At 53.5% G+C, this 13,639-nt stretch carries 11 protein-coding genes and 2 pseudogenes; 7 read left to right on the top strand and 6 right to left on the bottom strand.

Annotation, left to right across the window (positions count from 1 at the left end):
• Nucleotides 1-259 precede the first annotated feature (259 nt).
• From ahpC to ACFK9X_RS07440, 6 genes and pseudogenes are all read left to right on the top strand, one after another.
• The gene (ahpC, locus tag ACFK9X_RS07415; RefSeq protein WP_000052802.1) at nucleotides 260-823 is read left to right on the top strand and encodes an alkyl hydroperoxide reductase subunit C; all 564 of its coding nucleotides are present in this window, start codon (nucleotides 260-262) and stop codon (nucleotides 821-823) included.
• Nucleotides 824-1,064: 241 nt separating this feature from the next.
• Nucleotides 1,065-2,630 (top strand): alkyl hydroperoxide reductase subunit F, encoded by a 1,566-nt coding sequence (ahpF, locus tag ACFK9X_RS07420; RefSeq protein WP_151116017.1) that lies wholly within the window; start codon nucleotides 1,065-1,067, stop codon nucleotides 2,628-2,630.
• A 332-nt stretch (nucleotides 2,631-2,962) separates the two neighbouring features.
• Nucleotides 2,963-3,523: a molecular chaperone gene (locus ACFK9X_RS07425; protein ID WP_000377428.1), complete on the top strand. Its 561-nt coding sequence runs from the start codon at nucleotides 2,963-2,965 to the stop codon at nucleotides 3,521-3,523.
• Nucleotides 3,516-5,795: pseudogene (locus ACFK9X_RS07430) on the top strand (molybdopterin-dependent oxidoreductase). The gene ACFK9X_RS07425 and the pseudogene ACFK9X_RS07430 overlap by 8 nt, the downstream one beginning before the upstream one ends.
• A complete protein-coding gene (locus ACFK9X_RS07435) occupies nucleotides 5,792-6,349 on the top strand; it encodes a 4Fe-4S dicluster domain-containing protein (RefSeq protein ID WP_151116019.1) in 558 nt (185 codons plus the stop codon). The pseudogene ACFK9X_RS07430 and the gene ACFK9X_RS07435 overlap by 4 nt, the downstream one beginning before the upstream one ends.
• Nucleotides 6,349-7,116 (top strand): dimethyl sulfoxide reductase anchor subunit family protein, encoded by a 768-nt coding sequence (locus tag ACFK9X_RS07440; RefSeq protein WP_151116021.1) that lies wholly within the window; start codon nucleotides 6,349-6,351, stop codon nucleotides 7,114-7,116. Before ACFK9X_RS07435 ends, ACFK9X_RS07440 begins: the two co-directional genes overlap by 1 nt.
• Before the next feature lie 67 nt (nucleotides 7,117-7,183).
• Here ACFK9X_RS07440 and uspG read toward each other — a convergent pair whose 3' ends face one another.
• Complete coding sequence (gene uspG, locus ACFK9X_RS07445) at nucleotides 7,184-7,612, bottom strand: universal stress protein UspG (protein WP_000278499.1); 429 nt, start codon at nucleotides 7,610-7,612, stop codon at nucleotides 7,184-7,186.
• 222 nt (nucleotides 7,613-7,834) lie between these two features.
• Here uspG and ACFK9X_RS07450 point away from each other — a divergent pair, with 222 nt between their 5' ends.
• Nucleotides 7,835-9,073, top strand: coding sequence for a zinc-dependent alcohol dehydrogenase (locus tag ACFK9X_RS07450; protein ID WP_000646116.1), 1,239 nt, complete (start codon nucleotides 7,835-7,837; stop codon nucleotides 9,071-9,073).
• 82 nt (nucleotides 9,074-9,155) lie between these two features.
• Here the strand turns inward: ACFK9X_RS07450 and rnk are convergent, their stop codons facing one another.
• The 5 genes and pseudogenes from rnk to citX all read right to left on the bottom strand — a co-directional run bounded on the left by rnk (nucleotide 9,156) and on the right by citX (nucleotide 13,638).
• Nucleotides 9,156-9,566, bottom strand: a complete 411-nt coding sequence (gene rnk / locus ACFK9X_RS07455) for a nucleoside diphosphate kinase regulator (protein ID WP_000089748.1) — start codon at nucleotides 9,564-9,566, stop codon at nucleotides 9,156-9,158.
• Nucleotides 9,567-9,800: 234 nt separating this feature from the next.
• Nucleotides 9,801-10,608 (bottom strand): annotated as a pseudogene (gene rna, locus ACFK9X_RS07460) (ribonuclease I).
• A gap of 109 nt (nucleotides 10,609-10,717) precedes the next feature.
• Complete coding sequence (gene citT / locus ACFK9X_RS07465; protein ID WP_000059029.1) at nucleotides 10,718-12,181, bottom strand: citrate/succinate antiporter CitT; 1,464 nt, start codon at nucleotides 12,179-12,181, stop codon at nucleotides 10,718-10,720.
• 37 nt (nucleotides 12,182-12,218) lie between these two features.
• Complete coding sequence (gene citG, locus ACFK9X_RS07470; protein ID WP_151116023.1) at nucleotides 12,219-13,115, bottom strand: triphosphoribosyl-dephospho-CoA synthase CitG; 897 nt, start codon at nucleotides 13,113-13,115, stop codon at nucleotides 12,219-12,221.
• Nucleotides 13,087-13,638, bottom strand: coding sequence for a citrate lyase holo-[acyl-carrier protein] synthase (gene citX, locus ACFK9X_RS07475; protein ID WP_151116026.1), 552 nt, complete (start codon nucleotides 13,636-13,638; stop codon nucleotides 13,087-13,089). The genes citG and citX overlap by 29 nt, the downstream gene beginning before the upstream one ends.
• Nucleotide 13,639: the final 1 nt, after the last annotated feature.

Genomic DNA, 13,639 nt, shown 5'->3' on the forward strand with positions numbered 1-13,639 from the left:
ATTTCGAGTTGCAGACAATACGTCTGTAATTTGCAAGACGAGTCGTACTGGCTCTGAAGTTACCTACGGGTAGTTCAGGTAATGGGGCCGCCTGTCAGGCGGCCTTTTTACTTTAGATGGCTGACAGGGCGCAGTGTTCACAATGTCGCCCGAATCGGGTTGTTAGTTAACGCTTATTGATTTGATAATGGAAACGCATTAGCCGAATCAGCAAAATTTCGTTAACTTACTCCTCAACGAAAACACGGAGGAAGTATAGATGTCCTTAATTAACACCAAAATCAAACCTTTCAAAAACCAGGCGTTCAAAAACGGTGAATTCATTGAAGTCACCGAGAAAGATACCGAAGGCCGCTGGAGCGTCTTCTTCTTCTACCCGGCCGATTTTACCTTTGTTTGCCCGACTGAACTGGGTGACGTTGCCGACCATTACGAAGAACTGCAGAAGCTGGGCGTAGACGTTTATTCCGTCTCAACCGATACTCACTTCACGCACAAAGCATGGCACAGCAGCTCTGAAACTATCGCAAAAATCAAATATGCGATGATCGGCGACCCGACTGGCGCCCTGACCCGTAACTTCGACAACATGCGTGAAGATGAAGGTCTGGCAGACCGTGCGACCTTTGTTGTTGACCCGCAGGGTATCATCCAGGCGATCGAAGTTACCGCTGAAGGTATCGGCCGTGACGCGTCTGACCTGCTGCGTAAAATTAAAGCAGCACAGTACGTTGCCGCTCACCCAGGCGAAGTATGCCCGGCGAAATGGAAAGAAGGCGAAGCGACTCTGGCTCCATCTTTAGACCTGGTCGGTAAAATCTAAATTTCCGTCGTCTTTCACGCCATAGCTGCGTTGGCGTCGCCTGCTCACCCCGGTCACTTACTTCAGTAAGCTCCCGGGGATTCTCAGGCTAGCCGCCTTACTCTGACGTGAAATACTTTGGAAATTGTTTCAGTCATGGGCGCACCCGCGCCCGTTTCATTTCAGCACCATGACGCAAGTTGCATTAATGCAGTCCCGCGAAGTCGGCTTGCATGATGATGTTTTCAGAGAGGGAAGAAGAATGCTCGACACAAATATGAAAACCCAGCTCAGGGCTTACCTTGAGAAACTGACCAAACCTGTTGAGCTGATTGCCACGCTGGATGACAGCGCTAAATCGGCGGAAATCAAGGAACTGCTGGCTGAAATCGCCGAGCTGTCCGACAAAGTCACGTTTAAAGAAGACAATACTCTGCCGGTGCGCAAGCCGTCTTTCCTGATTACGAATCCAGGTTCTCAGCAAGGGCCGCGCTTTGCCGGTTCTCCGCTGGGCCACGAATTTACCTCGCTGGTTTTGGCGCTGCTGTGGACCGGCGGTCATCCGTCAAAAGAAGCGCAGTCGCTGCTGGCGCAGATTCGCGATATTGACGGCGATTTTGAATTCGAAACTTATTATTCACTCTCCTGCCATAACTGCCCGGACGTAGTGCAGGCGCTGAACCTGATGGCGGTGCTGAACCCGCGTATTAAACATACGGCAATTGATGGCGGCACCTTCCAGAACGAAATCACCGAACGTAACGTGATGGGTGTTCCGGCGGTATTTGTTAACGGTAAAGAGTTCGGCCAGGGACGTATGACTCTGACCGAGATTGTCGCCAAAGTGGATACTGGCGCAGAAAAACGCGCGGCGGAAGCGCTGAACAAACGCGATGCGTATGACGTGCTGATTGTCGGCTCCGGCCCGGCGGGCGCGGCGGCGGCGGTCTACTCGGCGCGCAAAGGCATCCGTACCGGTCTGATGGGCGAGCGCTTCGGCGGTCAGGTGCTGGATACCGTGGATATCGAAAACTATATCTCGGTGCCGAAAACCGAAGGCCAGAAACTGGCGGGCGCGCTGAAAGCGCATGTCAGCGATTACGACGTTGACGTTATCGACAGCCAGAGCGCAAGTAAACTGGTTCCGGCCGCGACAGAAGGTGGCCTGCATCAGATTGAAACGGCGTCCGGCGCAGTATTGAAAGCGCGCAGTATCATCATCGCCACCGGCGCGAAATGGCGCAATATGAATGTGCCGGGCGAGGATCAGTATCGCACCAAAGGCGTCACCTATTGCCCGCACTGCGACGGTCCGTTATTTAAAGGGAAGCGTGTGGCGGTCATCGGCGGCGGCAACTCTGGCGTTGAAGCGGCTATCGATCTGGCAGGTATTGTAGAACATGTTACGTTGCTGGAGTTCGCGCCGGAGATGAAGGCGGATCAGGTGCTACAGGACAAAGTGCGTAGTCTGAAAAATGTCGATATCATTTTGAATGCGCAAACGACAGAAGTGAAGGGCGACGGTTCGAAAGTGGTGGGACTGGAGTATCGTGACCGTGTCAGCGGCGATATTCATAGCGTCGCGCTGGCAGGGATTTTTGTGCAGATTGGTCTGTTGCCGAATACCCACTGGCTGGAAGGCGCGCTTGAGCGTAACCGCATGGGCGAGATCATTATTGACGCCAAATGTGAAACCAGCGTTAAGGGCATCTTCGCCGCAGGCGATTGCACCACCGTTCCTTACAAACAGATTATCATCGCCACAGGCGAAGGGGCGAAAGCCTCGTTGAGCGCCTTTGATTATCTGATTCGCACCAAAATCGCATAAAAAGAAGTAAGCACACCTGCAAGGCCAGTTAACTGGCCATCGTAAATGGCCCGATAGTGTAAGCTATTCGGGCCTGCGGTGTTTATGCCTGGGGAACGCCACCGGGTAAAACACCTTCTTCATTATCAATACTCTGAAACCGTCTGTTAATAACAGACGGTTTTTTATTTCAACGGTCTTCTGTTTTTAAACTTTGAAACAATAAAAAAGCCTTCTACGGATTTAACTGGAATTTTTCTGTTTTTTTATCAAAGAAAGATTAAGCGCTTCCGCTAACATGCCCATTCTTTTTTCTTGATTTATATTGCATTTGTATGTGAGGTTATTTATTCATGGATTCAATCTATGAATCACTGACGGAATTAGAAAAAACAGGGCTTACATTGCGTGATTTTTTTAATTCTCATGATAGTCATTCACTGAAATCTGCCTACGTGAGATTAAATCCCTCTGCTGCGGTAAACCTTACCGACCGGGCGTGGCTGGAAGCGGAGTATGACTTTAATGCGCTATTCGTCGGTCCTGGCAAGCTGCTGGCTGCGCCTTTCGCTTCAGTGTATCTGGAGGACGATGCGCTGGTGATGGGAAAGGCGACGCTGGAGATACGGGAGTTTATGGCAGCGTTGGGATTATCGGTTAATCAGGAGAGCAATATCCCTGACGATCATATTTCCTGCGTGCTGGAATTGACCACACTATTACTGGCTAATACCCGGCAAACGTCACCATACCGCTCTACTCTCACTCAATATATCAATAACTATTTAACAAAGTGGGTGCCATTATATATCGAAAAAATAAAAACTCATGCACAAACGACCACGTTATATACGGTGGCGGACATCTTATTTTATTGGCTTGATGAATTAAAACGAGAGTATCAATATGAGTAATGAGACGGGACATCTGAACAGACGTTCTTTTTTAAAGGGGATAGTGGCACTGGGCACCGTTGCGGCTTTACCCGGAGGATTACTGACCTCCCGATGCGCGCTTGCGCAGCCGCCTGTTCCCTTTAACCCTAAAACGTACAAAATTTATCGTAACGCGTGTCCGCGTAACTGCTATGACACCTGTAGCCTCAAGACGTGGGTAAAGGACGGAGTCATTACTTTCGTGGAAGGCGCGCCGGAATCAACATTTACTCACGGTACCCCTTGCGTCAAAGGGTTAAGCTATCCGCGCCGGGTTTATAGCCCCGATCGTATTAAATATCCCATGGCGTAGGACGTTCGCGGTAGCGGCAACTGGCGTCGCATCTCATGGGAAGAGGCGATGCAGCGCATTGCCGCCAAAATGCTGGAGATTAAGAAAAAAGACGGTTCTATGCTCGGTCTGGCGCTGACCAAATATTCCGGTAAGTTTGGCGTGCTGAACTATGCCGTTGAAGGGATGATGTCCTCGCTTGGCTACACCACCCGTTTTGCCGGTACGCCGTGCTGGCCTGCCGGCATCGACGCGCAAAACTACGACATGGGCGACATGTGGTGTAACGACCCGGAAGATATGGTGAAAGCGAAATACATCATTATCTGGGGCGCCAACCCGGCCTGGTGCTCAATGCACAGCATGAAGTACATCTATCAGGCGCGCGAGAAAGGGGCGAAGGTCGTGGTTATCGACCCGCTGCTGTCGCAGACTGCCGCCAAAGCCGATCTCTACCTGCGCGTGCGGCCTGGCTCAGACGGCGCGCTGGCGCTGGGAATGGCGCGTCATCTGGTGGATAAAGGCCTGGTGGATCAGAATTTTGTCAACAACGATGCTCACGGCTATCCGGAATTTGAAGCCTATCTGCGCAATAACGTCACCGTGGAATGGGCATCAGAAATCTGCGGCCTGTCTGCGGATGTCATTCGCCAGCTGGCGGAAGAGTTTACGGCGGTTAAGCCGGCCACGGTCTGGATTGGTTACGGGATGCAGCGTCATGTCAACGGCGGCGCCAACGTTCGCGCTATCGATGCCTTTGTCGCTATGTCCGGCAACATCGGTGTCGAAGGCGGCGGCGCGCGTTATGGCCATCTGCATACCTGGGGCTTTAACTATAACGCCATGCTGCAGAAGCCGCCGGAGGGCGCTATTGGTATACCGGGAGCGGCGGGCACCACCAGTGAATTCGGGGCTGCCGCTGGCAGCGACGCCGTGCAGTACTCCGATCGCTCCCTGAATATTAACCAGACGGCGCAGGGGATTCTGGAGGCCAACGATCCGCCGGTTCGTATGCTGTGGGTCGCCTGTAAAAACCCGTTTGCCCAGGATTTCGATCGCAGCAAGATGAAAAAAGCGTTTGAAAAACTGGAAATGGTGGTCTGCGCCGATCAGTTCTTCAACGAAACGGTGCAACACGCTGATATCGTGCTGCCCGTTACCACCGCGTTTGAAGAGTGGAACGTGGATGCTTCTTACTGGCACTACTGGCTTTCCATTAATCAGCCGGCGATTAAGCCGATGTATGAAGCAAAATGCGACCTTGAAATCGCTACCATGCTGTCGCGCACCATTAATAAGATGGCGCCGGGTTCCTGTACCTTCCCGCAAGAGTTCGATCACAAGCGCTGGCTGGATCAGGAGTTCAACGACGGTATGGCGAAAATGTTTGGCATCTCTTCCTGGGACGATCTGCTGGACGGGCCGAAAAAAGCGATCCTGCCAAGTTCTGCCGCCTGGTACGATCGCAAGTTCAAAACGCCGTCAGGCAAGTATGAATTTAAATCTGAACTGGCGGAGAAAAACGGCCACACCGCGCTGCCGGAATACAAACCGGAAGCCGAGAGCAAACTGCCTTTCCATCTGTTTACGCCGCACGTGCAGTTTGGCCTGCACTCGCAGTTTATCAACCTGGACTGGATGCAGGTGTTCTACCCGGAACCGTTCGTTTATATCCATCCTTCTTCCGCGAAGAAAAAGGGCATCAGAGAGAACGATCTGGTCAAAGTTTTCAATGGCACCGGTGAAGTTGAGCTGCGGGCAAAAGTCACCACCAACGTGCCGGAAGATTTTCTGGTGATGTATGAAGCGTGGTTCCCGAAACGGCAGTACAACGTGCAAAACGTCGTGGCCGATACGCCTGCTGATATGGGGCTGATGAAAACTGGCGCGCCGGGCGCCGCTATCCACAGTCAGTTTGCTGACGTTGTATTGATCGGTAAAGGGGAATCCGTAGCATGAGACGTGCGTTTTTAGTGAATAGCGATAAGTGCATCGGCTGCCGCGGCTGTGCTATGGCGTGTAAAAGCTTTAACCAACTGGAGCCGGATCGCTTCTGGCGCTACGTTTATCCGTTGGATAAAGACATCTATCCACATGAAGAGCGGGCGTTTTACTCGCTGGCCTGTAGCCACTGCGAACATCCGGCCTGCGTCGCCGCCTGTCCGGTCGAAGCCTATACCAAACGTGAAGATGGCGTGGTGGTGCATAACCCTGAGCGCTGCATCGGCTGTAAAAACTGTATTCGTAACTGTCCTTATGGCGCGCCGCGTTTTAATGAAGAGACGCGTAAAGCGGAAAAATGCAGTATGTGCTACGAGCGTCTTGATATCGGTATGAATCCGGCGTGCGTAAACGCCTGTCCGGTGGGCGCCTTGTCGATTATCGATTTGGATGCCGATCCTGTGCCCGATAATGCGGTGCAGTATCCGCCAGGGTTCCCGCATATGCCACAGCTTAATCCAGGAACGCGCTTTATTCTGGCGCGCCAGCCTAAGCAGCCGGAGGACAAGTAATGGAAAAATATGAACTGCCGCTGGTGTTTTTTACGGTATTAAGCCAGATGTCTGTCGGGATGGCTTTGGTACTGACATGGCGTACGCTGCGTGGTGAAGTGGAAGGCCAGCGTTTCTATTGGTTGGCCATCGGGCTGGTGCTGGCACTGGCGTCTATTGCCGCGATTCTGCATCTGGCGCATCCCGATCGCGCTTATAATGCGCTGATTAACCTGCGACATGCCTGGTTAAGTCGGGAAATCCTTGGCGCCACGTTGTTTGGCGCAGCGGTCGGCGTAACGTTCCTGGCAAAGGGACATAAAGCGATGGCTCTTATCGCCTCCGTGTTCGGCGTGTTACTGGTGGCGGTGCAGGGAATGACCTACGCCGCGCCAGCGATGGTGGCTATCGCTAATGGATTTACCATGCTGTTATTTTTTATTACGGTATGGGTCATGGGTTGCGCGGCGATTCCGCTGTTAAAACTCAGGCCTGCCGTTCCTGCGTTACGCCAGGGAGTTGTGGTGTGTATCGCGGTACTTATCGCGGCGCCGCTGGTGTGGTTAAGCGGGGGAACGGTCATGCAGATGACGGCGCGTTCATGGCTGGCTTCACCGTTTTATCTGGCAAGCCTGGTCTGCCTTGCGCTCGCTTTTGTCGCCAGCCGTCACGGTGATTCGCGCCCGAAACTCCTGTTCGTCTTGTTATTCGTCGGCGTATTTCTGAGTCGGCTAGTCTTTTTTGGCGACACGGTGAGTACTATTGTGAATATCGGGCATTTGTACTAACGATGATGTAGTAAAAAGCCCTGCCAGGCGTGACCTGGCAGGGCGTGTCAGTTTTTAGCCACCAGGGTTAACGCACAACCAATACCGGCAGCGTCGCATGGCGCACCACGCTTGAGGCGTTAGACCCCAACAGGTGTGTCGTGATGGACGGATTACGCGAACCGATTACCACGACATCCGCATCCAGTTCTTCGCCCATCTCATTGACGACATCGCGCACGCTACCAAAGCGAACATGCGTTTTAATTCGTGAAGGATCGATACTGAAGTGTCCCACCATCGTTTGCAGACGCGTTTCCGCCTCATGCTGTAAATGTTCTTCAAAGCGACGCACGTCGGCGGCAAAGCGGTGCAGACTCATGCTCGCGGACCCAGGCAGTACATGCAACAGATGAATGACGCCATCCTGTTGCGCCAGAAACTCAGCGTGGCGAATGGCTTTATCGCTAAGTTCCATTTCAAAAACATCAACCGGCATAATGATTGTCTTATACATACCCGTTACTCCCTGTTAATCAATACTGAATTTATTCAAGCATATAATAATGTTTCTTTCTGCTATTTGTCTGGCAATTTTAAATATTGCGACAACCTGACGTTAAAAAAGTCGTGTATTTTCCAGGAAAAATCCTAAAGCCGCCTGTTTTTCCGGCAGTCTCTCCGGGATAGCTACCCTTTTATAGTCGAACGCAATATTCACCGTTACCCCGGAGGCTGCATGAAAGCATTGACGTATCACGGTCCACATCACGTAAAGGTTGAAAACGTACCCGATCCCGGCATTGAGCAGCCTGACGATATCATTTTGCGTGTTACCGCCACCGCGATTTGCGGATCTGATTTGCATCTCTATCGCGGCAAGATCCCACAGGTAAAACATGGTGATATTTTTGGCCATGAATTTATGGGCGAGGTGGTGGAAACCGGACATGATGTGAAGAATATTCGGAAAGGGGATCGGGTCGTTATCCCGTTTGTCATTGCCTGTGGTGACTGTTTTTTCTGTCGGCTACAGCAATATTCAGCGTGTGAAAACACTAACGACGGACACGGCGCGGCGATGAATAAAAAACAGATCCCGCCACCGGCGGCGCTGTTTGGGTATAGCCATCTGTATGGCGGCGTTCCCGGCGGACAGGCCGAATATGTTCGCGTGCCAAAAGGTAATGTTGGTCCATTTAAGGTGCCGCCGCTGTTATCTGACGATAAGGCGCTGTTTCTTTCTGATATTTTGCCTACCGCCTGGCAGGCGGCAAAAAATGCCCAGATTCAGCAAGGTTCCAGCGTGGCGGTTTTTGGCGCAGGGCCGGTAGGATTACTGACTATCGCCTGTGCGCGACTGCTGGGCGCGGAGCAGATCTTCGTCGTTGATCACCACGCCTGGCGCCTGCGTTTCGCCGAAGAACGTTACGGCGCGATACCGATCAACTTCGATGATGAGAACGATCCGGCGGAAAAAATCATCGAGCAGACGGCAGGACACCGCGGCGTGGACGCGGTAATTGATGCCGTAGGCTTTGAAGCGAAAGGCAGCTTGACGGAGACGGTGCTGACGAACCTTAAACTGGAAGGCAGCAGCGGCAAAGCGCTGCGACAATGTATCGCGGCGGTCAGACGCGGCGGCGTGGTCAGCGTGCCCGGCGTGTATGCCGGTTTTATTCACGGCTTTTTATTCGGCGACGCCTTTGATAAGGGGCTAACTTTTAAAATGGGTCAAACCCATGTTCACGCGTGGCTGGGGGAATTATTACCGCTTATTGAAAAAGGGTTGCTGAAGCCGGAGGAGATTGTCACGCACTATATGCCGTTTGAAGAGGCGGCGCGCGGCTACGAAATTTTCGAAAAACGCGAAGAAGAGTGCCGGAAGGTCATTCTGGTGCCGGGAGCGACGTCGGCACAAGCGGCGCAGAAACAGGCGACGGGAGTAGTCAACCCGATGCCAGGCGGCGTTGTCTGAAGCAGGCAGAAATGAAAGGGCTAACGGAAAGAGGATGCGCAGGCATCCTCTGTGTAAACGCATTAACGCTTATGCAGATGGTTTAACGCAGGAAGTCGCCCGCGGCTTCAGGCTGATATTCGAGTTCCAGCACTTCGAGATGGGTGGAGGCGCCGCCCGGCAGTTCCCAGTGAATGGTGTCGCCGACGCGCAGTCCCAGCAACGCCGCGCCGACGGGCGCCATTACCGAAAGCTGGGTACTGCTGTCCGTCATATTGGCGGGGTACACCAGCGTCCGCACGCGTGTTTCACCATCGCTCAAATTGCGGAATTTAACGCGGCTGTTCATGGTGACGACATCGTTCGGCATCTCTTGTGGCGAACACATTTGCGCGCGATCCAGTTCGGCGTTGAGCGCGTCGGCAATCGGCAGATCCGCATACGCAGGCTGTTCCAGAAGACGATCAATACGTTCGGCGTCAAGGTCGTTAATGATAATAGTGGGTCTGGACATTTCTTACTCCATGTCATCGATACTGCGAGTAGTGCAGGTAAATGGTCCCAAAAGAAAACCCTCACCGTCTGGCGGCGAGGGTTTAACTCTCATGATGATACTGAGACTTACCCCGTCTTTGAAGTGATTTAGTTCACATTCGGGTAAATCCTCAAACGTCATAGCCCTGAGTGAATTTTAGTCTACATTCGGGCGTGTTCTCAAATGTGGCTACGGTTTTAAACCTCTGCTTCGTCAATAACCGGCTTTATCGATAATAAACTGTTTCCCGCAGTTGCCGGGATGCGGCTGCGGCAGGAATGAGGCAGAGGAGAGCGGCGCGTTAATCATCGACGCCTTTAATGAAAACTGAATCTCTGTTAAATAGGCGGGATTGCCATGGCAGTTTACTTTAACGGCTTTGACATTATCCTGGCCCCACATTTGTGCGACGACGCTATCAAACTCAGCGCGGCTAACGGTTTTGCCGTAATTATCCGTCAGAAACTGCCCCAGTGCGCTGTCTTTTATCGCCTTATCCAGCCGTATCATGGTGCCGAAATAGGCATTGGAATCAAACCCGAAACAGGCGCCATGTTTGGCATATTCGTAGCGCTCCAGACAGGAATTCCCCCCCCCCGCCGGGCATCACTTCCTTAAGCGCTGCCGCGATGTCAGGCGAAAGTCCGGGGGCGGAGGCTGAGCATTTCCGGCTGGCCTTGACTTCAGGCAGATTCGGGATTGGCCGCGTCGCACAACCAAAGCGCTGCCAGCGTCTCTGGCCAACACCGCGTGCGGCGATAGATTTGGGTAATCCTGGCCACAGGCCGTGGACGGTCAGAAAGTCTGCTTTGTTGGCTGGCTCTTTTTGCAGACGGCACTCATCGGGCTCCCGATGGTGGCGTTCATGCTGGCTTTGACAAAAACCGGTTTGCTAGGAAAGCGCCAGCACATAGTCAGTGAAATCACCGTACTGTTGCGCCTGAAGTTCGTCGGCGTTGGCGGCAAAAATCGGGGTTAAGAGGGCAGCCAGCAGCGGACTGTAATGCCATATTGTGTTCATGATGAATTCGATAATTTATACACATTATGAATGTTACCCATTTAATCATAAAAAATGCCGCTCAGGTGAACCTGAACGGCATCATTTTTAACCTGCGTTGGCGTAATGTTTAATTCCACATTGCCAGAATCGGCCAGCCCACCAGCAACAGCATCGCGATATAGATAACGCCAAAGATTGCGCCAAGCCGCCAGTAGTCTCTGGATTTCACGTAACCGCAGCCGTAGATAATCACACCAGGGCCGGTGGCATACGGCGTCAGACAGCCCATTATACCGATAGACAGCACCAGCAGAATACACAGTTGTTCCATCGGAACGCCCGGAATGCCTTTACCCACCGCCAGAATGACCGGCAGCATGGTCGCGGTGTGAGCGGAAAGACTGGCGAACAGATAGTGCGCGAAATAGAACACCAGTACCAGTACAATCACGGTTGCATCCGGCGAGAAACCTTCCAGATGCGTACTCATGGTATTGGCGAACCAGTCAATAAAGCCGGAGCGGGTTAAGCCATTGGCCATGACCACCAGCGTAGCGAGGTTCACCAGGGTGTTCCAGGCGCTGTTGTAGCGCGTAATGTCTTTCCACGGCACAACATGCAGCGCCAGCATCAGCGAGACGGCCAGCAGACCCACGGCAGTGGCGTTGATGATTTTTCCACCAAAAACCCACAATCCTAAGCTAAGCAGCACCAGGCCAATCAGCGTCCACTCTTTGCGGGACAGACGCCCCATGTTTTTTAACTCGCCGCCAGCCCAGGCCGCGACTTCCGCACTGTGGGTCACTTCAGGTTTATAAAGCACATAGGAGAGCCACGGCGCAACGATCAGTAAAATAATCCCTACCGGCAGAAAGCTGAGAAACCACTGCAGCCAGCTAATCTGGACCCCGGCGATCTTGCTGACGAACTCCAGACCTAACACGTTTGGCGCCGCGCCAGTGACAAACATCGAAGAGCTCAGGCTGGTACTGATCACCATCATCCACATCAAATAACCGCCGATGCGGCGTGCGGAAGGATCGTTTGGAAACGATTTAAACAGTGGCGGCAGGTTCTTGATGACCGGGAAGACAGTCCCGCCGGTACGAGCCGTATTGGAGGGAGTAAACGGCGCCAGCAAAATATCGATAATGACAATCGCATAGCCGAGCGTCAGCGTGCGTTTACCCATGAATTTTACCAGAAACAGCGCAATGCGGCGCCCCAGCCCGGTCACTTCGTAGCCCAGCGCGAAAATAAACGCGCCGAAAACCAGCCAGACCGTGGTGCTGGAGAAACCGGCAAGCCCCCATTTCAGCGCCTGTTTACTGGCTTTAAACGCCGGATCGGCCAGTTCTGAAGCGTCAAATAGCAGGTAATTGCTGCCGATAACGCAAATGGTTACGGCGATAAAACTGATCGCTGTCGCCGGGATCGGCTCCAGGATCATACCGACAATCATCGCGACGAAAACCGCAAAATAGTGCCAGGCCTGCGGCGGCATACCATCTGGAACAGGAATTAGCAACATGACGCCCATCACCACTAATGGGGCCAACAACTTCCATATATTATCTTTGGATAAAGACATAAATGACTCTCCGGAAAGGATATTTTCTATAATTGTGTTAATGATTAACTTGCGAAATTTGCGCTAAAAACCAGGTCACGATCAGCAGATCGGCGCTACCGCCTGGGCTGAGATTGCGTTCAATGCATTGCTGATCGAACCGGTGGAGATAAACGAGATCGTCAGGCGTCCGTATGCCGCCCTGATGTAATAAGACCGCCGCCTGCTGCTGTAACCAGCGCAGACCGTCCGCCCCGCCGCGCGACGCGACGTTGGTATCGCCGTTAAGTGACATCAGCAGCAGTAAGGTATCAAGCAGCGCCAGTTCGGGATCGCGCCCCTGCGCCAGCAATGCGCGGTAGTGCGGCAACGCGTGGCGGATGACCAGCGGATAGCCCGCTTCCGCTTCACCGCGCGCGCCGGTTAATCCCAGTTGCTGATACAGCCGCTGGCCTGCGGTGAGCTGTAGGTTGTTCTGGCGCAGTTCGCGCGTGGTCAGGCCGCGGCAAAAATCGGCGGCGGTAGCGCAGAGTGTTTCTGCGGTGATCGGCTGGCGTAGCTGATACAGGCGGCCAATGGCGGCGCACAGTAACCCCGGCGAGAAAATGCTGCCTTTATGGGTATTGACGCCCGCCGTTGCGCGAAACATCGCTGCTTCACAGGCCATCCCCAATGGACGCAGGCCCGCCAGAACTGACTCTGGCGGCAGGCGCGTGCAGCTGGCGCCATATTCCATAAAGCGCGGCAGCCAGTGTCGAATCGCCTCCGCGCTGCGGTGAAAATCCGCCAGCGCCATATCTTTGTGCGCGCCGCAGTTTAGTCGGTCTACCAGACCGGGTTTTGGCGATAAATTTACCTCGGTCAGCATGGCGCGCCAGGCCAAATCGGCCCAGGCGTCATACAGCGACTGAGGCTGAATGGAGGCGTTAGTCGGGTTGGCAGGAATCGGCATCATGCAGCAGCGCCTCCATATGAATCAGTAAATCAGTCAGCGCGTGGGTTTTACCCCGCGCGCATTCAGCCGCGCTTTGCCCGCACAGCAGACAGCGGCGAGCGGGAAGCGCGAAATGGCGGCGGGAGAGTATTTCGCCTTCCGCCGTCAGGACATCGATATCCCACAGGCGCCCCAGTGGATAACGCTGTTCAAGTGCGATGGTCGCCTGTTTGAGCGCCTGAGCGGGCGCGTCAATCGCCAGCAGCCCTTCCGGCCCGCTGGCGGAAACCAGTGTAGCCTGCTCCCGGATAGTCCAGCCATACTCTTCTGCCAGCGTGTGCAGGGCAGCCACGCCGTGATTAAAGATCCGGCGGGTTAACGCGCTGTCTTTCATCGGGCCTGGCGCTACCACGGTAAAGGAGACCAGCGGAGTAGCGTGACGCGTTAGCCAGGCGCGCTGTCTTGCTTGTCTCTCATCCCGGCTGGCGAGCAGCTCAGGAATAGAAACGTCGTGACAGGTGGCGAGTTCAGGAAACAGGCGCATG

It is taken from the genome of Salmonella sp. WC3, from assembly GCF_042932255.1.
Classification (GTDB): Bacteria; Pseudomonadota; Gammaproteobacteria; order Enterobacterales; family Enterobacteriaceae; genus Salmonella; species Salmonella enterica.